At 45.1% G+C, this 18,929-nt stretch carries 18 protein-coding genes and 1 tRNA gene; 12 read left to right on the forward strand and 7 right to left on the reverse strand.

What is annotated here, in order from left to right:
* The first annotated feature begins 67 nt into the window (after positions 1-67).
* From SGRA_RS17230 to SGRA_RS17250, 5 genes are all read left to right on the forward strand, one after another.
* Positions 68-622 (forward strand): thymidine kinase, encoded by a 555-nt coding sequence (locus SGRA_RS17230; protein ID WP_015694091.1) that lies wholly within the window; start codon positions 68-70, stop codon positions 620-622.
* A gap of 264 nt (positions 623-886) precedes the next feature.
* A complete protein-coding gene (locus SGRA_RS17235; protein ID WP_002661184.1) occupies positions 887-1,126 on the forward strand; it encodes a zinc ribbon domain-containing protein YjdM in 240 nt (79 codons plus the stop codon).
* Between the two features lie 3 nt (positions 1,127-1,129).
* A complete protein-coding gene (locus SGRA_RS17240) occupies positions 1,130-1,879 on the forward strand; it encodes a glycosyltransferase family 2 protein (protein ID WP_015694092.1) in 750 nt (249 codons plus the stop codon).
* Positions 1,880-3,361, forward strand: a complete 1,482-nt coding sequence (locus SGRA_RS17245; protein ID WP_015694093.1) for a WG repeat-containing protein — start codon at positions 1,880-1,882, stop codon at positions 3,359-3,361.
* A complete protein-coding gene (locus SGRA_RS17250; protein ID WP_015694094.1) occupies positions 3,362-4,669 on the forward strand; it encodes a polysaccharide deacetylase family protein in 1,308 nt (435 codons plus the stop codon).
* 57 nt (positions 4,670-4,726) lie between these two features.
* Here SGRA_RS17250 and rpsU read toward each other — a convergent pair whose 3' ends face one another.
* The 5 genes from rpsU to SGRA_RS17280 form a co-directional block, all read right to left on the reverse strand.
* Complete coding sequence (gene rpsU, locus SGRA_RS17255; protein ID WP_002661178.1) at positions 4,727-4,921, reverse strand: 30S ribosomal protein S21; 195 nt, start codon at positions 4,919-4,921, stop codon at positions 4,727-4,729.
* Positions 4,922-4,985: 64 nt separating this feature from the next.
* Entirely contained in the window at positions 4,986-5,414 is a 429-nt protein-coding gene (locus tag SGRA_RS17260; RefSeq protein ID WP_015694095.1) for a hypothetical protein, read from the reverse strand.
* Between the two features lie 57 nt (positions 5,415-5,471).
* Complete coding sequence (locus tag SGRA_RS17265) at positions 5,472-5,684, reverse strand: hypothetical protein (RefSeq protein ID WP_015694096.1); 213 nt, start codon at positions 5,682-5,684, stop codon at positions 5,472-5,474.
* Positions 5,685-6,148: 464 nt separating this feature from the next.
* Positions 6,149-7,063 (reverse strand): heme/hemin ABC transporter substrate-binding protein, encoded by a 915-nt coding sequence (locus SGRA_RS17275; RefSeq protein ID WP_015694098.1) that lies wholly within the window; start codon positions 7,061-7,063, stop codon positions 6,149-6,151.
* A gap of 447 nt (positions 7,064-7,510) precedes the next feature.
* On the reverse strand, positions 7,511-8,788 hold the full coding sequence (locus tag SGRA_RS17280) for a T9SS type A sorting domain-containing protein (RefSeq protein WP_015694099.1): 1,278 nt from the start codon (positions 8,786-8,788) through the stop codon (positions 7,511-7,513).
* Positions 8,789-8,962: 174 nt separating this feature from the next.
* Between SGRA_RS17280 and SGRA_RS17285 the strand changes: the two genes are divergently transcribed.
* From SGRA_RS17285 to SGRA_RS17325, 7 genes are all read left to right on the forward strand, one after another.
* Positions 8,963-10,180, forward strand: a complete 1,218-nt coding sequence (locus SGRA_RS17285; protein WP_015694100.1) for an MFS transporter — start codon at positions 8,963-8,965, stop codon at positions 10,178-10,180.
* 161 nt (positions 10,181-10,341) lie between these two features.
* Positions 10,342-11,055 carry a (d)CMP kinase gene (cmk, locus tag SGRA_RS17290; protein ID WP_015694101.1) on the forward strand — a complete coding sequence of 238 codons (714 nt, stop codon included), beginning with the start codon at positions 10,342-10,344 and terminating at the stop codon, positions 11,053-11,055.
* 206 nt (positions 11,056-11,261) lie between these two features.
* Positions 11,262-11,993 carry a DUF2490 domain-containing protein gene (locus SGRA_RS17295; RefSeq protein WP_015694102.1) on the forward strand — a complete coding sequence of 244 codons (732 nt, stop codon included), beginning with the start codon at positions 11,262-11,264 and terminating at the stop codon, positions 11,991-11,993.
* Between the two features lie 502 nt (positions 11,994-12,495).
* Positions 12,496-12,825, forward strand: a complete 330-nt coding sequence (locus SGRA_RS17305) for a hypothetical protein (RefSeq protein ID WP_015694104.1) — start codon at positions 12,496-12,498, stop codon at positions 12,823-12,825.
* Positions 12,826-13,865: 1,040 nt separating this feature from the next.
* Entirely contained in the window at positions 13,866-14,450 is a 585-nt protein-coding gene (locus SGRA_RS17315) for a hypothetical protein (protein WP_245538578.1), read from the forward strand.
* Between the two features lie 87 nt (positions 14,451-14,537).
* Complete coding sequence (locus SGRA_RS17320; RefSeq protein WP_015694108.1) at positions 14,538-14,975, forward strand: hypothetical protein; 438 nt, start codon at positions 14,538-14,540, stop codon at positions 14,973-14,975.
* Positions 14,976-15,084: 109 nt separating this feature from the next.
* Positions 15,085-15,597, forward strand: coding sequence for an energy transducer TonB (locus SGRA_RS17325; RefSeq protein WP_015694109.1), 513 nt, complete (start codon positions 15,085-15,087; stop codon positions 15,595-15,597).
* A 56-nt stretch (positions 15,598-15,653) separates the two neighbouring features.
* On the opposite strand, the gene SGRA_RS17330 is transcribed toward SGRA_RS17325, so the two are convergent.
* Positions 15,654-15,728, reverse strand: a tRNA-Val gene (locus SGRA_RS17330).
* Between the two features lie 156 nt (positions 15,729-15,884).
* Complete coding sequence (locus SGRA_RS17335) at positions 15,885-17,663, reverse strand: FISUMP domain-containing protein (protein ID WP_015694110.1); 1,779 nt, start codon at positions 17,661-17,663, stop codon at positions 15,885-15,887.
* Positions 17,664-18,929 lie beyond the last annotated feature (1,266 nt).

Below are 18,929 nucleotides of genomic sequence, written 5' to 3' on the forward strand. Positions count from 1 at the left end.
TAGAGCTAAAACTTGCCTTTTTCTATAAAAAACTGTTGCTTTGTAGCTTCTTAAACCAAAGCGCAGCATGAACGGAAAATTACACCTTATTTTGGGCCCGATGTTCTCGGGCAAGAGCACCCTCTTACTCACTCGCTACCGCCGCTATCGGATTGCGGGAAAAGCTTGTTTATTAGTGAAATATGCCAAAGACTGCCGCTACGACGATTCTGCGGCCATGATTGTGACGCATGACAAACTGCGGTATGAAGCCACGGCTTGCACAAAATTAGCCGAACTAGACGATCTGGTCCAGGATTATGATGTCATTTGCATTGACGAAATTCAGTTTTATCCCGATGCGGCTGATTTTGCCGACCGTTGGGCCAATCAGGGTAAAATTGTAGAATGTTGTGGCCTCAGCGGAGACTACAAAAGAGAGCCCTTTGAGCAAATCAGCCGCTTGATTCCTCGCTGCGATGATATTACGCATGTAAAAGCGGTTTGTAAGAGCTCGGGCTTAGATGCGCCCTTTAGTCAGCGCTTTTCTCAGGAAGAAGAACAGGAGGTAATTGGAGGCTCTGATAAGTATCAGGCGGTATCTAGAGCGGTCTATTTACAGCAACAGAAGAAAGAAGACTAAAAAAATAGTTAACTTCCCGCCGAAGGGCTTGGTCCAAAAGGCGCGAAGCGCCTTGCCGCCCGTAGGGCGGCAAACGGCCTAGCGATGTGCAGCAGTGGCCGTCAGGCCAGACCGAGCAAAAAAACTTGTTTTTTTGCGCAGGGCCGAGCGAAGAGCGAGCTGCGGAACGTAGCGCCGCAGCTTTGCTGCGGAGGCCCCAAGAAAAAAATTGAACATTATTATACATAAAAGCGGGCTTTGTCTCGTTGAACTAAAGCAAAGGAAATGGAAGTAAAAGATGCCCATGGCAACATGCTCGAAGATGGAGATGCCGTAACTGTAACCCAAGATTTGAAGGTAAAAGGCAGCTCGATGGTCGTAAAAAGAGGGACCAAAGTGAAAAGTATCCGCCTCACCGATAATCCCGAAGAAGTGGATTGTAAGGTAGAGGGCAGCGCTATCGTTTTGAAAACCTGCTACTTGAAAAAAGCGGCCGACAAAAAGAAAAAGAAGAAGAAAAAATAGCCCATGTATAAAGGACAAAAAGTGGTGGTCGTTTTGCCGGCCTATAATGCAGCGCAAACCTTAGAAATAACCTATCAGGAAATCCCTTTTGATTTAGTGGATGAAGTCATTCTTTGTGATGATTGCAGCCGAGATAATACCGTAGATGTGGCCAGAGAGCTGGGCATACAGCATATTATTCGGCATGAAAACAACAAAGGATATGGCGGAAATCAGAAGTCGCTTTATAACAAAGCCCTAGAAATTGGGGGCGATATTGTGATTATGTTGCATCCTGATTATCAGTATACGCCCAAGCTAATTCCGGCTATGGTAAATATTTTGGGAGAGGGATTATATCCGGCTGTTTTGGGTTCTCGCATTTTGGGCATGGGGGCTTTGAAGGGCGGAATGCCGCTTTATAAGTATGTGGCCAACCGCTTTTTGACCTTTACACAAAACCTATTGATCAACTACAAATTATCGGAATATCATACGGGTTATCGGGCCTTTCATCGGGAATTATTGGAGGGCATTGACTTTAATGCCAATGATGATGATTTTGTATTTGACAATGAAATGCTTTCGCAGATTGTCTATGCGGGTTTTGACATAGCGGAAGTGACCTGCCCCACCAAATACTTTGAAGAAGCCTCGAGTATTAACTTTAGGCGGTCGATGAAGTATGGTTTTGGGGTTTTGCGTGTATCTTTGCAGCATCGACTCAACAAATGGGGCTTACTTAAGCTAGCCCGTTATAAAAAGCCTAGCTAGATGTATATTAAGGCCACTTATACGCTCAATATTTTTATTGCCTATCATCCGGATGACCGTTCTAAATTTGAGGAGCTTTATCAGCATCTCAAAGAATTGGATGAGCAAAACGAGACCTATCAGGTGAATAAAATTTGGTATAGCAAAACCAAATTGGAGAGCAGCGATTATGAGCAATTGGCCGAGATGATGGAGGCTGCGGATTTGTTGTTATTATTATTGAGTGAGGCCTCTATTTTGAGCCCTTTGTTTTCGGGCCGCAATCTAAAAACGGCCTTAGCTTTACATCGAAAAGAAAAAACTCTGGTCGTGCCCATCATTTTGAACACCTGTTGGTGGGAGGATACGGCTTATCGAGAACTGGCCGTTTTGCCTCGGGCGGGTTTGCCTATTTATGACAGCGAAAACGTAAAGAACGAGCTTTTTGACCAATTGGTGCAGGACCTCAACCAAAAGCTGTTGAAGGTCCGGCAGCAAAAATTTGATTTAGAAGACACCTTTAAAGATTTATTGCAAGAAGCCGATGCGCTTTTTGCCAATTGGGAGCAACAGCCGGAGCGTTTGCGCTCGGCCCTGCCATTATACAAAGATGCTTTGGAGCATTGGCGGGAGGGATTTGTGCCTCATCGGGAGCTATTGGAGGCCAAAATCGATCGTTGCCATCGAGAAATTGATTTTCGACATTATGCCCGAGCCGCCCGAGAAGCCTGGCAGCAAAAACGCTATCAAGACGCCTATTTTAACTGTAAAGATGCCTTGCAACTGCGCAAAGATGCAGAAATGGAAGGCCTATTTAAGCAAGTCAATCAGCTTTTGCAGGCCGAAGAACTGGCCATAAAAAAAGCGCCCTTTGATAAGCACATCAAGGCGGCTCAATCTCTTTTTCTGGAGCTGCAATGGGGGAAGGCCAAAGAAGAATTTCGCAAGGCCCTAGATTTTTATGAAGAGGACTTTAAGCCAAGCAAGGCCGTCATTTTACATAAAATAGAAATTTGCCGAAGAGAGGCTATTTGGCAAGAATCGGAACAACTGGCCGAGCAATCTTATGAGGCGCAGCGCTATGCCGAATCTGTGGAGCTTTTGCTCTCTGGCGTTAGAGAAATGCATGCCGATGCCTTTGAAAAAATTGACCGCATGCTGAACTTGGTCAAGCTGCTAGAAAATGTAAGCCGCTTTCAGGATGCCAAAAGCAAGCGCTGGGGCTTTTATAATAAGAAAGATGAAACGGTCATTATTGCCCCCAAATATTTGGCGGCCTATGATTTTAGCGAAAACCTAGCGGCCGTAAAAAAATGGGATAAATGGGGCTTTATTGATGTAGAAGGCAATGAAGTGATTCCTTTTGTCTATGACTTTGTGGGGCATTTCCGAAATGGCCGAACAGAGGTTTGGCAGGCCAAAGAGAACTTTTTTATTAACCATTTGGGCGAGCGAGTAGACGAATCTGGAAAACAACTACTGCGGACCAAAGATCCCATTTAAATGGCTTTACTTGCTTTTTACGCCCCTTTTTCTTCTGCTCGTCTGCAATATATTGCCCGCCTGATTTTTGAGCAGCATTTGGGCCTTTTGCTGCATGTTTTGAGCAGCAAGGCCGATTTTTTGGCTTATTCTGGCCCTAAGTTGGCCTATGGCAAATTGGCGGAGAGTCCGCTCTTTATTCCAAAGGTTACTGCGGTTTTAGAGCAGGAAGATATTCGGCCCTTGCCCGCTATAGTTTGGCAAATGGACCAAAATAACTGGCCCTTTGCCCTTGCTGCAAAAGGGGGAATTATTCATTTTGATCTCTTGAGCCTAGCCTTTTTAGCCCTCAGTCGCTATGAGGAACATCTACCTTTTGAGGAAGACCCACATGGGCGTTTCTCGGCAGAGCAATCTTTTTTTGCGGCTTATTTACGGCGGCCTTGGCTAGATTATCATTTTAATCGCTTGGGCGAGCTATTGGTCCAGCAGTTTCCAGCGCTCAAAATCAAAGCGCTGGCCTATGCGTTTTTGCCCAGTTATGATATCGATTTTGCCTACAAATATAAGGGCTTGCCGCTTTGGCGACAGGCTGGAAAACTGCTCAAAAATGCCTATCAAAGGCCCAAAGAACTAAAGCGGCAGTTAGCGGTTTTAGTAGGGCAGGAGCCCGACCCCTATGATGTCTTTTCGCATTTAGCCAAAGCGCATCAATCTTTGGGTATTGCTGCTCCGCATTATTTTTTTCTGCTAGGCGATTATGGACCTTATGATAAAAACACGCCTTGGAAGGCCGCCCTTTTGGGCCGCTTAATTCAAGGGCTGCAGCAAGCGGGAAATCAAATAGGAATTCACCCAGCCTATGCTGGAGATTGGGGCGAGCAAATCAAGCGTTTGGCTTTTTGGACCCAAAAGGCCCCAAAAAAGAGTCGACAGCACTTTTTGCGCCTGCGCTTTCCCCAAACTTATCGGCAACTGATGGCCTTGGGCATCAAAGAGGATTATAGCATGGGCTATGCCGCCAATATTGGCTTTCGAGCAGGCTATAGCCGCCCATTTTATTGGTTCGATTTGAGCGAAAACGAAGAAAAAGAACTAAAAATTTATCCCTTTGCCCTGATGGATGTCAGCCTGAAAAACTATTTATCTTGTTCTGTGGAAACCGCCAAAACGCTAAGCGATCAGTTGCTGGCCGAGCTGCGAGAAGTATCTGGCAGCTGCATCAGCCTTTGGCACAATAGCTCTTTTGATGCCGCTGAAGGCTGGGCGGGCTGGACCGAATTTTACCTCGATTTTTTGAAAAGGGCAAAAAAAAATGAACTGATATAAAATCAACAGTCCATTTTATGCGACCCCTAAGGGCCTGGTAAGTCTTTAGGGCAAGGCCTAATCCTCCATCGCTCTTTCTTTCTCGTCTTTGTAGATCGCTTTTAGGACCTCATGACGACGCTGTACCGACTTCTTCTCGAAGTGCTTGCGCTTACGGAATTCACGGAGTAGTTTGGTATTGCGCACCTTACGCTTGTAACGACGGAGCGCTCTATCGATAGGCTCGTTGTCTTTTACTTTGATGATTAACATGTATAGTATTTAAAATTGAAAAATAGTTCGGCTCAAACTAAGCAAATAAAGAGAGCTTTCAAAATTAGGCAGAGAGTTCCTGCCGCTTAGGCCCAGCTTCTAAGCTAGATAAACGCTCCTCAAGGGCCGCTTTTAGTTTGGCCCATCTTTTTTCTTGCGGCTGTTCTTTGGCCCAATACTCAATTTGCCCCAAAATAAGCTGGCTATTCTCTCTAAGACGCAGTAAAATTTTGGGCAAAGTTTTTTTCACGCCCTGCAAATCTGGGATGTTGGCCAAGCGCTGTTGCGCACTTTTACTGGCCGGAGGAAGCTGGCCCTCTGCTAGCATAATATCCAGAAGCAAATCCTTTTCTCGCTCTGCCTCAAGAGCAAATTGGGCCAATTTAGGGGCCCAAATCCAAGGACTAAGACTTTTGGCTTGCCAGCGCAATTGAATTAATTGATGTGTATAAAGTTGATAGTTGGAAAATAATACGGCTAAAGAGGCGCTCATAAATAAATTTTAGATGAAAAAATGTTAGCTGTTGGGGAAGAGCTGAAAATAAATATGCTAAGAGGCAAAAACTTGATTGTCCTCAAACTTTTTTCCGTTCCAACGGCCTAACCATTGGCAACGCTTACCTGCTTTCTGATAACGACGAAATGTCTTGATCGCTAGCTCCCGATCCTTCCGATGAATCGTGACGGGATAGTTGTTGGTGTAGATGTCAAAATAATAAACATCCTCACTGTAGTTAATTTTCTTCTTATTTACATTATACATAATAATGGTTTTGAAGGTTTAACAAAAAAGAACTTTTTATATATGTAAGCCGAGCCCAGTTTTTTGACCTACTGTTTTTACTAAGCAATAGGAAATTAGAGGAGCAAATTTGCTTGTTCCTCTTTAGCTGAAAATGCCAGAAAAATGATGGGATTTATTGCCTTACATTTACCCAAACTAAAGGAAGGGGCAAATCGTTCCGAAGAAGGGCAATTTTTTTTAAAAAGTTTTTTTTGGGGCCCGCGGCCAGCAAGCTGGCCGCCGCTATGCTTCGCCGCTCGCAGGTCTGCTCGGCCCTGCAGCCGCCTTTGGCGGCTTGGGTCTGGCCCTTCGGGCCACGGCTGCGCAGCGCTGGGCCACTCATCTGTTTTTTTCAGTTTTTGCGTTTTTCTTTGGTCCAAAACAAAAAAAGGTCGCCCAAACTTGGGCGACCAGAGACAAACTAAACTCCAAAAAAATGACTACTACTTGTCCATTTCTGATTCTAAGTTTTGGGCAAGTTCTAGAGCGGCTTTTGCGGCTCTTGGTCCAAAACCAGAGAGATAATGTCCTTCCATACTAATAATGCGTTTATGTTTGGCGGCGGGCGTTTGGACCAAAGCGGGGAGGCTGAGCAGGGCTTCATCTGCAGATTTTTCGGCTTGGGCCAAAGAGGCGAGTCCAGAATTAAAGAGCAGTAGGACATCGGGCTGGCTAGCCAAAACAGATTCTGGCGTCAGGGGCTTAAAGTCCTCAAAATCGTCTACGGCATTTTGTCCACCAGCCAATTTGATCATTTTGGCCATGGCCGTATTGGGGCCAGCAGCCATAATAACTTTGCTACCACGAGCATAAATGAAAAGGACCTTAGGGCTAGCTTTTTGTTGGGCCAAAAACTCCTTTAGGGCGTTTTGGTCTTTTTGAATTTCTTCTTCTAGGGCCTCAATTTTTTCTGGGGCAATGGGTAGTTTTTGGGCCAAGGCTTTGGCGCTAGTTACTGCGCCATCTAAGCGTTGGGGAACGGGAACGGCCAGTACTTCTATTTCTGCAGATTGGGCCAACTGCTGAATGGCGGGGCTGGCCAAAGCATTAGAATCGACCAAAATATAATTGGGGTTGAGGGCCAAAATCGCCTCTACATTTAGTTTATTGACATGGCCCAATTTGGGTAGGGCTTGGGCAGCTTCTGGATAACTGCTCGTGACATCTACTCCCACAATATTTTGGCCCAAATCCAGTTGGTAGAGCAATTCGGTAAGGCTGCCATTTAGAGAAACAATGCGTTTGGGCGTTTCTGCTGCTGGAGCTTCTTGCTCTGTAGTTGGTTTTGCCTGTTCATTTTGGCAGGCAGCAAAGAGAAAAAGGGCAAAAAATAGGAAAGAATAAGAAATCGTTTTCATAAGCAAATATTGAAATTAGGACAGATGATTTGGGCGCGAAGCGCCTGGCCGTAGGCCAAATGGCCACAACAAGCCCTTTAGGGCGTCTTCGACGACCAACGGGAGTAACCGATGTGCAAGGGTGGCGCAAAGCGCCTGGCCGTAGGCCAAATGGCCTAGCGATGTGCAGCAGTGGCCGTTAGGCCAGACCGAGGCCGAAGGCCGAAGGGCCGAGCAGACCTGCGAGCTGCGAAACGTAGCGCCGAGGAGCGAAGCGAGGCGGAGGCCCCAAAACAGCAGCGAGCTGGGAAACGACAACAAGGTCTTTAGACCGCAGTTCGACGACCGAAGGGAGTAACCGCCGCAACTTTGCTGCGGAGGCCCCCAAAAAAAAGCTTTAAAAAAAGGCCCTGGTCGAAACCAGGACCCACACTGACACTGACAATTGAAATGATAGCTGCTTGGGGACTAATCAAGCAACAGGAAAGGTAGGGCGCTAGTCTGTTCTCCCTGACGAATTTGGAGAATATACTGCCCGGCAGAAAATTGGGCGCTGGGCAATTCTAGCTGCTGCAAACCTTGCTGCAAGTTGTACTGCTTGGACCAAATATTTTGGCCAAGGGTATTATAAATCTGAATTTCGTAAGTTGCATTTTGAGTAGGCTCTAGCAAAAGCTGGATATTTTGCTGGCGGGCAGGTTGGGGAAACAACTTGATGCCCTTTACTGCGGCATTGGGCGCTTGGAAAATAGAAAGGGGGCCAAGATTTTCCTTTTGTAGGCGGCTAACGCCCGTAGAAGAACCCTCAAAGTCGATAAACTGGACCTTCCAGATATTCTGGTCGCTAGTTCTGAAGAAATAGACCAAATCGCTAGAGACGCCCCAGCCGGAAGAAAAATCATAGCTTTTCCAGTCGTGGCCAACAATCGTGAGGGGCTCCGTGGCAAAGCTATCTTGGTAGCTGCTCGCCTGAACTTGGCTAGGCGTAACGCCAGCGGCCTCGGCTACTTCTAGATCTTTATGGGCCAAAACGCCAGTGACGCCATAGGCCATTTGGCCACCTTGGCCATCATCGATGAGCGTGCCGTATCTCGTGAACAGCAGGTCCCAACCGCCATTGAGCTCGGCTGTTTGTAGAGTAGAGGCCGAATCGATAGAATAATAGGCGAGGGTTTGGCCGCTGTGGTCGGCTTTATTGACTTGAGTTTGGACCAGATTGCTACCGTCTAAATCGGCATAGCGGAAATAATAACTGCCAGAAGCCAAAGAATCGATCATCAGTTTTTTGTAGCTGCCATCGCTAAGTTCTAGCACAAATACCTTATCGCCAACAATTTGGTGGTTGCTCATTTGGTAGCTGCCCCAGCCATAATCAAAAGCAGAGCTATTGCTAGCCGTATTAAAAGCCCCTTCCGACCAATTTTGTTCGGGATTAGAGAGCTCTTGGACCAAATCCGTACTAGGGTCTATGGTCGTGGCAAAATCAGTAGTACTACTTAGGTGTAGCTTTACGGCTGTGCCGCCCAAACTAGCGCCTTCATTGACAAAAATGCCGGCATCTTGTTGGCCAAAAACCGAAAAGGCAAACTGCCAATTGGCATGAGGCAGCTCTTGCGTTTGGCCATCAGAAAGGCGGTAATAACTGGCCTCTTGATAGCTTGGGCCTACAGAAACAGTTTCTACGGTCTGTGCAAACAGACTAGTTGCGCCCAAAAGGGCTGAAAAAAGGAGGTTGAATTTTTTCATGGCGCTCTATTCTTATTTAGATTAATTACAGATAGCTGAACAGCTGCAAATGTAGGCGACCAGATTAAAAATCCAAAATTTATTTAGATTTAATTTAAATAAAACTAATTCCGCTATTTTAGTTTTTGTTTGAAGTTCTGAAAATAGCTGTATTTTGGGGAAAATATAAGTTGCATGGAAAATTTGAAATTGGGTTTGCGGGCCAATGCCTATCAGTTTGCTTTATTGGTATTTGTCAATGCGTTGGTGGGGGCATTATTGGGGTTGGAGCGTTCTGTTTTTGGGTCTTATGTAGAGGCTTGTTTTGGAATTTTGGCGGAGGAAGCTTTATTCTACTTTATTATGGCTTTTGGTTTGGCCAAGGCCACGGCCAATTATTTTGCGGGTTTATTGATGCAATTGTGGGGGCGCAAGCGGGTCTTGTTATTGGGTTGGGCTTTGGCCTTGCCGATTCCCTTTCTTTTTGCTTTTTCGCCAGCTTGGGAGCTGATTGTTTTTGCCAATTTATTGTTGGGGGCCAATCAGGGTTTTGCTTGGAGCAGCACGGTGGTCATGAAAATTGATTTGGCGGGGGCCAAGGATCGGGGATTGGCGATGGGCATCAATGAGTCGGCGGGTTATTTGTCCTTGGCCTTATCGGCTTATGCCACGGCGGCCTATTTGGGGCCATTAAATGATCTTTTATTTTGGGGCGCCTTAGTTTTTGTGCTTTTGGGCTTGGGCTTATCGGCGGTTTTTGTTCGAGAAACAGCGGCTTATGCGCTTTTAGAGCAAGCAACTTCTCCTCCCTTGAGTGGAGAAGAGGAGGCGGCCTCGGCTTGGGCGACCTTTAAGAAGGTGAGTTTTTTGGAGGCTAGTTTGAGTTCGGTCACTTTTGCGGGTTGGGTCAATAACCTCAATGACGGCATGATTTGGGGCTTGTTGCCGATCTTATTATTGGAGCATGATTTATTGCCTAATGAAATAGGCTGGGTCACGGCTCTTTATCCAGCTGTTTGGGGCTTGGGCCAATTGGCCACAGGCAAACAAGCGGATAAAATGCTGACCAAAGAACTCATTCGCAGAGGGATGTATATGCAGGCTTTTGCTATTTTGGGCTTTGCTTACAGTTCTGATTTTCTAAGTTTTATGCTTTCTAGTTTTTTCTTGGGTTTGGGAACGGCCTTGGTGTATCCTAGTTTTTTGGTGGCGATTAGTTGGTTGAGTCCTGTACAAAAGCGGGCAGAATACATTGGGATTTTTCGCTTGTGGAGAGATTTGGGCTATTTGTTTGGGGCGCTTTTTTCGGCTCTGCTCTGGTATTTCTTTGGCCTGACGGCTTGTTTTTATGGCATTTCGGCCCTGACCTTTTTTGCTGCCCTAATTGTACAAGTCAGAATGCGGATGATTTAGTTTTCTTTTGTTTATCAGTGCTTTAGCTTTGTTTTGTCTTAGGTTTTTAGGGGCTTTTTTGGACCAAATCGAAAATTAAATTTTCGGCCGCCTTTTTATTTCCTTATCTTTGTGAGCGAATTCTTAGTTTCATTTTCAAACAGTCAGAGAATCGCAGCCTTATGCCTAGCCAAAAAATTATTATTGCTCTAGATGGTTTTGCCGCTTGTGGAAAAAGCACCCTTGCTAAATCCTTGGCCAAAAAATTAAATTACATCTATGTAGATACTGGGGCAATGTATCGTGCCGTAACCCTCTATTTTCTCCAAGAAAAAATCTCCCTAGAAGATGAGCAAGCGATTGCTCAGGCTTTGGATAATATTCGGATAGATTTCCGACATAGAGCCGGAGCCAACCATTGCTTCCTCAATGGCGAAGATGTAGAAGAGGAAATCCGTAAAATGCATGTCTCTAAATGGGTGAGCCCCGTAGCCGCGATCTCCGCTGTTCGCCGCTTTTTGGTCAAACAACAACAAGCCATGGGCCGCTTCAAAGGATTAGTGATGGATGGCCGCGATATTGGCACCGTTGTTTTTCCCGAAGCCGAACTCAAGTTATTCATGACCGCTAGCTATGAGGTCCGTAGCCAACGCCGCCTAGCCGAATTGCAAGCCAAGGGACTTAGCGCTTCTCTAGCAGAGGTTCGTGAAAACCTCATGGAAAGAGATCAGATTGACTCTAGCCGAGAGGATAGCCCCCTACGCAAAGCCGATGATGCCATTACTATTGATAATAGCGAGTTGAGCATGAATGAACAATTAGATTTGGCCCTCGATTTGGCCCAAAAAGCCATCGAAAAAAAAAAGTGCTCAGTTAGTGCAACTGTTCTAGTCTAATAGATCCTTTGTGACTGCACCTACAAACAATATAAAAAAGCTATCCTAGATTTGTCGGGATAGCTTTTTTTTATATACCCCTCCAAGCAAAATCATTTTTTATTCACTATAAGCTAGCTTGTCCTCATTTTATTTTTATATGAGAACAATCTAGAGCAAAATTAAAATTTTATTTTGTAAAAGGGGGCTTGCACAACTCTATAACTATGAAAACTTTAGGAGCCTCTCGCTTACTTTTTATTTTGGCTTTTCTCGTTTTGGGGCAGTCTATTTGGGCGCAGAGTGACAGGACTTCGGTTCGCCCAGTGAACAATTGGTTTAATTTTCAAGTTGGTGGCCAAGCTGGTAAAGGCAAATGGACCGCCGAGCTGCAAATCCGCCGAGAAGACTGGGTCGAAAACTGGGATGCCCTCATGTTGGCTGGTTTTTATCATTATCCACTGAGCAAAAATATTCAACTTTCTGGGGTTTTTACCTTTCGCCAAACTTATCCCGGTGGGGGCATTCCTCGGCCGGTTAGAGAATATCGTCCCTGGGCTCAGCTAAAAATTAAGCAGCCTTTGGGCAAGGGCTTTAAGTTGGTGCATCGTTACCGCTATGAGCATCAAATTAAGGAAAAATGGGCCTTTGAAGGGACCGAATGGCATCAAAACGACTGGAATTACACCCCTCGTTTTCGCTATTTGCTCAAGCTAGCCTACCGCCTGCCCAACTCGCCCCTGGGTTTTGCCGCCTATGAAGAGGTCTATATCAAGGCCAATAATCATCATGCACAATGGCATTTTATGCGCAACCGTTTGTATGCTGGAGCCACTTACGACTTAGAAAAATTCTCTTTTCAATTGGGCTATCTTCATCAGCTAGATTATTTCCCTCAGGATGAACGCGCAAATATTATGTATCCCATCCTGTTTTTCCAAACAGTAGCTAAGATTTAATAAAAAGTAGTTAGATCTATTTATTTTGGGGCCCGCGGCCGCCTTGGCAAAGCCAAGGCGGCCGCCGCTATGCTGCGCCGCTCGCAGGTCTGCTCGGCCCTTCGTTTTTTTTCGCTTTGCTCAAAAAAACTTGGTCTGGCCTACGGCCACGGCTGCGCAGCGCTGGGCCGCTCAGCTGTTTTTTTTCTTTGGGCTGCTTTCTTCGGCGGTTAGTCAGTTTTGGGCCCATGGGCTGAAGCCCATGCTTGTGGGGCTATGCAAACTAGCGGGCTAAAGCCCTTGTTTGCTGTTTATTACAACTCATTATGGGCCGATGGTTGAAACCATCGGCCCATATTATTGCCTTTGGTATGGCCTCTTTTGTTGTTGTAGGTTTCAACCTACAGGTATATATATCCATCCTACAGGCCCGAAGGGCCGCAGGCTTATAAAAGGAATTAGAGCGTTTGCTAATCCGTACTATTATAAACGAATGATGAGAAAAATACGAAAAAAGAAAATAATGGATGATCGATCGTTTTTAATGCAAGGCGAAATAAAATTTGTGAAAAAATTTAACGACACTCTTAGACTAAAAGATAGAGCTAGAGTAGTAATTTACAATCCATATTATTTGGATGGTCATGTTTCAATATATTTGATATTCAAAACTGAAGTAAAAACCTTCAAATTAAATACTATTGAAATAGTTGAATTTATAGTGCCATTTATCGGAGTATTCAAAGAGCCAATTCAACCAAATAGTGTTTTTAGCGTTGGGACAGGTTTCGAAAACTTTGGGGAATTGAAATATTTAACTACAATTGGTTTATGGGAAGATAGTATTTGCTAAAGCGTTGCTGCTTGCTACTACTGCGCCGTCTATTTTGTCGCCATTCTCATCAAAAATAGGCTTAGAGGCGGTCTCGCAGTCGTGCAGCTACTTGTTCGCAATATCTGCTCCGCTGCCCTTGTAGTGAGGCCCTGCGCAAAAAACAAGTTTTTGCTTGCTCTGCGGCTTTGCCGCCTGCCATTCATCGCCTAGGGACAAGCCCCCAGGCTAACCCCATGGAGTCAGCCCTAAAGGGCCTCAACTGCTTATATAGCGGGCCTTGCTCATCTGTTTTTGGAGAGAAGGGCCATATCCAAAGGCCCTCTTTAGAGGGCTGTCTAAAAAAAGCTAGCCTAGGGGCTTGTCCCTAGGCGCAGGAAAGGGCAGACAGAAAATTTTAATATTAGTCCCTCAACTTTTTCTTGGAATTTTTAAAAAAGGAGAAAGAAAGCGTCTTTTAGTGCTTAGTCAGTTTTGGGGCCCATGGGCTAAAGCCCTTGTTTACTGATGAAGCCTAGTGGAACAGAAAATCCCCTCGAAGGAGGGGATGACGATTTTTTCAATAGCCTAGGGCCTTGGTCCTAGGGTTCCTATGAAATTTATGGGGGAGAAAAAAAACAAAATCAAACTACAGAAGAAAAAACAACCCTGTTCAAAGCGGTAGAGGATTTTAATCCTCTCCGCACTATAGATGTAGAATGGGATTGTTGTATGGCTGTGGGTTTCAACCTACAGCCACAGCTAGCAGGCCCGAAGGGCCGCAGGCCTAGGGGCCTGAAAGGGTGGCCGTTAGGCCAGACCGAAGCCCGAAGGGCTGAAGGGCCGAGCAGACCTGCGAGCCCTGCAAGGGCCCGGCCGCCGCAGGCGGCAGGCCCCAAAAAAGTATCCTTGTGTAGAGATATCGTAAGGATTAAATTCCTTAATTTAGGAGATTTGTTACTTAAAAGGCTGCGGACCATTTTATGCAAAAAATTAGTTTTATTTATTTGGGGGCTATTAGCTTGCTAGCACTCTATTGTATTCTTTCTTGTAAGAAGAAATACCCTAAAGATCGATTTTATTTGAAAAAAGTAACTATTCGAGTAGTTGACTATCTTGGTAAAGACAGTATGGGCTGCGCTATCATAGATAGTTATTTGAATGAGAGGAAAAATGACTCCTGCGGTATAGCCGTTAGGTTTTATAAAAGGTTTTATTCTGATTCAACCAATGGCACTTATATAGTTATTGGGTATCAGTCAAAAGGTTTTTATGGAACAGAAGAAAAAATTCATAAGATATCATTACAAACGTTGTTTGATCAAAACTCTATAGATAGCTTCCTTGTAGGAAATGAAAACTTCAGTTTTGTCAATATAGAAAAAGCTGTAAACACTTCTCATACTATAGAGAGTTATCCTTGCGGCACCAATAGTTGTTCTTGTTTAGGGACAGAAGTGTTTTCAAGTTTAACTGATTTCAAAAGGAACTATAATTCTAATTCTAAGAAAACTTGGAAAGGCCTCTTGGGCAGTGAAGTTTACTTTTGGATGCCTAAGGCTGAGTTTAAAAAGCTACTAGCTGATACCCATAGTACGAAAATTGAATTACGTATTGAAATGGAGGATGGCCGGGCTTTGGGCGCGAATACTGAAGTGAAAAACTAGTGGGCGTTAGTTTTACGAATAAGGGAAACACAGAGCCTAGAAGGCAGGCCCCAAAAAATAGAATTGTTCAGGACAAGACAAAAAAATATGAAGTATACCTTACTTATTGTATTTGTATTTTTGTTAAGCTGTAAAAGCAGTAGGCGATTAGAAGTTTACAATAGTGATGTTATGTCTGATGAAGTGCTTTGCATAGAGAAGTTGCTAGTGGTTTCTGCATCCTTAAAGTCTACGGCAATCCTTTATGTTTATCCTGAATCGACAACTGTTACTGTTAGTAATGGAAAACGAGAGATAAAAGGGGCAAAAATCGCTTTAGATGGGCTTAAATTTGGCCTGATGGCTTATGAATTAGACAGAAAAAGGGACAAGCAAATATGGGTATCAGATAGCATTCATACTAGTAATTTTATTGTAGACTATAGATATGGCTTTGTTTCTTTAAGCCATGATACTTCAGCTATACGGAGGCAAGAGTGTTCATGGGTTTTAAATTACCGTAACTCTATGCCTTATTTTAGATGAGGGCTTCTAGCTGTAGGGGGATATATCCGTCCTACACCCAAAAAAAGAAAAATCTATAGGCAGCAACCTTTTTCTAAAGCTGGGCATCTAACTAAAAAATGACAGCTAGATGAACCTAATAATTAAATGCCTAAGCCTTATTCTCCTCTCTACTTCTTTAGGGTTTGCCCAAGCCATAGATAGTACAAATTGCTGGCAGCAAAGAGGGCTGCCGCCAAGGCTAAGCATAGAACAAACTCCAAAAAAGGATAGGGTGCTGACTATTGCCGAGGAAATGCCCTACCTATTGATTGATAGTTGTGCCGGAACATATAGCAAAGCCCAAAGAGCAGCCGGCAATCGTCTCCTACTGAAGTTGATGGCCAAGGAAATGAGCAAAAATCTTCCACCCAATAGGGTAGAGGAAAGCTTCTCGACAGTTTATCTTCAGTTTGTTGTTGATCAAGCAGGTGAATTAAGCCAAATACAAGCTATTTATCCCCCAGGAAGAAGAAAGACGCCCTTGCTGGAAAAAGCAGCTATTCAAGCCCTAAAAGAACTAGACAAAGAATATCTCTGGCAGCCCGCTAAACATAAAGGAAAAGTAGTCGCCTGTCGGTTGATTTTGCCTGTGCGAATATAGCTTTCTAGAAAACAAAAAAAAGAGTTACCGATTAAATCAGTAACTCTTTTTTGTAGTGGGCGAAGAGGGATTCGAACCCCCGACCCTCTGGGTGTAAACCAGATGCTCTGAACCAACTGAGCTATTCGCCCTTATTTTGTGTTGCTTTCCGTTGAATGCATTGCAAATATACGGCAAGATTTTAAATCTCCAAATCTTTTTTTCTAGAAAAGTTCCCTGATAATGCTTAGTCTGAGCTAACTCTAAGATTATCAGGGAGAAACTTTTTTAATTTTTTTTCAAGAAAATTATTCTTCAATCTTAATGTAGCGGACCGAGAAGTAGCTGCTCTTATAAATGGCGGCCAACTGACATTGCTCGCTATTATAGGCTAAGCGAAGCCGATAAGCCAATTGATCCCCTTTATAGATCTCTCCAGCCCGATCGGTACTCGACCAAAAATGGCAATAATGGCCTTCTTGCCAGAGCAGTTTGCGCTCCAATTTATACTCTCCGCAGGCTAGGGCCGCAAACTGACGGCTGTCTAGCCCTTTTTTATTGACCCAGCTCGTTTTGGCCTTTAGGGCCGAGCTTTTATGATCTACCATGACCAATAGGGCCTCCCAATCACTTTTATTGGGCAAGCGCCAACCGGCAGGACAGTTCTTGACGGCCTGCTCCCAACTGTATAGCTGTCCACCATCGGCCAAACTAGAGGGCATGCTGTCCGCTAAAGCCAAGGCATAGTTGCGCCCCATCCAATTTTGTTTCCCAATCTTAATCAGAGGATACTTTTGCCCATCTTTAGGGTCGGTCCAATAAGAGGCTGTTTTTTCTGTAGCAAGCTCTGGCTGGGGGAGAGGCTCCTCTGCTTTTGGCGGTTCCTCCACTTTGGGCTCCTCTGTTTTTGGCTCTTCCACTTTGGGCTCCTCCACTTTGGGCTCCTCTGTTTTTGGCTTTTCCTCTTTTTCTACCTCTGCTGAGCGGCTGGGACCAACAGGCGTTCCACTACTAGCGGCCGCTTTCTGAGAAAGGGTCAATTGGCCATGCTCATAAAACATGGCTTGGGCCGAAGGCGGTAAATTTTGAAAATCGACCTGGGCCGAAGCTAAGGCAAAGGCTTCGGCAGGGGTGGTGCCGTTAAAGATGGCCATATAAAAAGCCTCAGAAAATAAAATGGCCTGCTGATCAGAAAGGGCGTTATTGGTCCCAATAACATAGGGAATATATTGCGCAATTACTTTGGCCTGCGCCTCAGAGTAACAAGCATTGAGGAAAACGCAATCAATGTATTTTTGAAAGAGGCGAAAGAGTTGGGCCAAACTTGGTCCGTCTGCTAATTCTGATTCTCCAGACGCGCCATAAAAGAGTAGGCCGTCTTCTCCACTTCCATGGCCAGAAAAATGGACAAAGCGAGGTTTTTCTTGCAAAAGGGTCTCTAAAAGGGCCTTTTTCTGAATGTCTAAAGACAATTCCACTTCAAAATTATCGCGATAATCAGAGCGGCGAAGTGCATTTTTAATGGCATTGATCTCAATATTGAGGTCCAAGGCCTGCGTATTTTTAGGGTTGGCCGTCAGCAAAAGCAATTTTTGTTGCTGCCCAGCGGCTGTAGGTGCATTGCTGCGTTGCTGCTCAATATAGGTCACGCCCAATTCTACCCCTTCCACGGCTCTTTTCCAGGCCTCTGCAGTAGAGGACCAGCTAGGATCTAAGACGGGCAGGGCTGTTTTTTGCCCATTGGGCATCGGAAAAACGGGATAATCCGCATAGGGTTTATGGCTATAATCGCAGGCCTCCAACAAAATGGGTTGCACCCAATACTCTCGGCGTTTCTGTGCTTTTCGGGCCAGCAATTGGGCCAAAGGAGCGGCCTCCAATTGGGCATCTTCCAAATAGGCGGGAGAAAGCAATAAGATCAAAATATTAACAGCCAAGTCTTTCTCTTCATAGGCCTCAAAGGGGTTTTCTTCCTGCTCCCCCACAATCTGAATTTGTCCGCTAGCCTTTAAAGGAGCCAAAAACTGCTCTAAAGTTGCCTGATGCTCCCGCTGCCTATCCACGGCCAAAATCTGTACGTTTACCATAGTTTTTTCTGCGCTTAAAGTGTGCAGCGAAACTAAGGAATTTTTGTCATAATTTAAGCGGCTCCAGAAATCTAGTCTAAGCCTCTTGTTATTTCTTGTTTTTGGGGCCTCCGCAGCAAAGCTGCGGCGCTACGCTTCAGGGCTCGCAGGTCTGCTCGGCCCTGCGGCCTGACGGCCTTGGTCTGCGGCTTTGCCGCCCCCTTTCGCATCGCTAGGCCAGTCGCTTCGCTCCTTCTAGACGCAGGAAATTAGTTTTGGGCCGATGGTTTCAACCTTCGGCCCATATTTATTGCGCTTAGCTTGGCCGCTTTTGTTGCTGTAGGTTTCAACCTACAGGTGTATATACTATATATTTATGGGCTAATGTCTAGCAAAACTCCTTGCTAGCCGTTCTGAACTCTACGATATAGCTTGTCAAAGTCATTGAATACAGTCACTAAACTGTTCTGTATAGGTCCCTCTACTGCATAAGAGTCGTCCTGAACTCCATGGCATAGCCTATAAAACTCTAGAATATAGGTTATGGAACTCCTTGTTTGTGCTTTTTTACTGCAAGCTAGTCCTTAGTCAACTGCAAATTAAGGGGACCAAAGGCTAGACTTGCAGTTGGTGGACTAGACTAGCGGAGTTATATAACCTCAGCTTTTCTATAATGAACCTCAAGCGTAGGTAAAGCGACCTCACCTAAGCAGTATCATAAGGTCTATTATAGGTAAAAGAACCGCAGCTAAGGACTTGCTCTAGCCCTAATTGGGGCTACTCGACCTCAAGCAATCAGTTGTGGACCTGCTCCTTGCAGTTTTGTACCTATAGAATGCAGTTCCAGACGTCTATAAAGCAGTAGGAGAGCCCTAATTTGGGTTACTCAACCTATATCTTGAGCTAAACAAGCGGCCTCTTCTGCTTCTTAAGCTAAAAAATGTGGTAGATAAGGACTATTTTGGGGTTCTTGGACCTAATTTATACCTTAGAGGACCCCTATTTTGGGCTTGTGCAACCTCTAGGCTTTGTCGCCTGCTATTCATCGCCTAGGGACAAGCCCCTAGGCTAATCCAATGGAGTCAGCCCTAAAGGGCTTGTTGTGGCCGTTTGGCCTTCGGCCATGGCGGCTTTGCCGCTATCTGCAGCCTAAAGGCCGCAGCCATTCTTGTTGGGCCTTGGTCTTTCTTGCCGCAGCGGCTTAAAAGCCCCTGCTTTGTTTGGGGGAAGGATATATTTGGTTTTCAGGTCCTGCGGCTTTTAAGCTGCAGGCCAATTGTTGCTGAG

The organism is Saprospira grandis str. Lewin (assembly GCF_000250635.1).
In the GTDB taxonomy this organism is placed as follows: domain Bacteria; phylum Bacteroidota; class Bacteroidia; order Chitinophagales; family Saprospiraceae; genus Saprospira; species Saprospira grandis.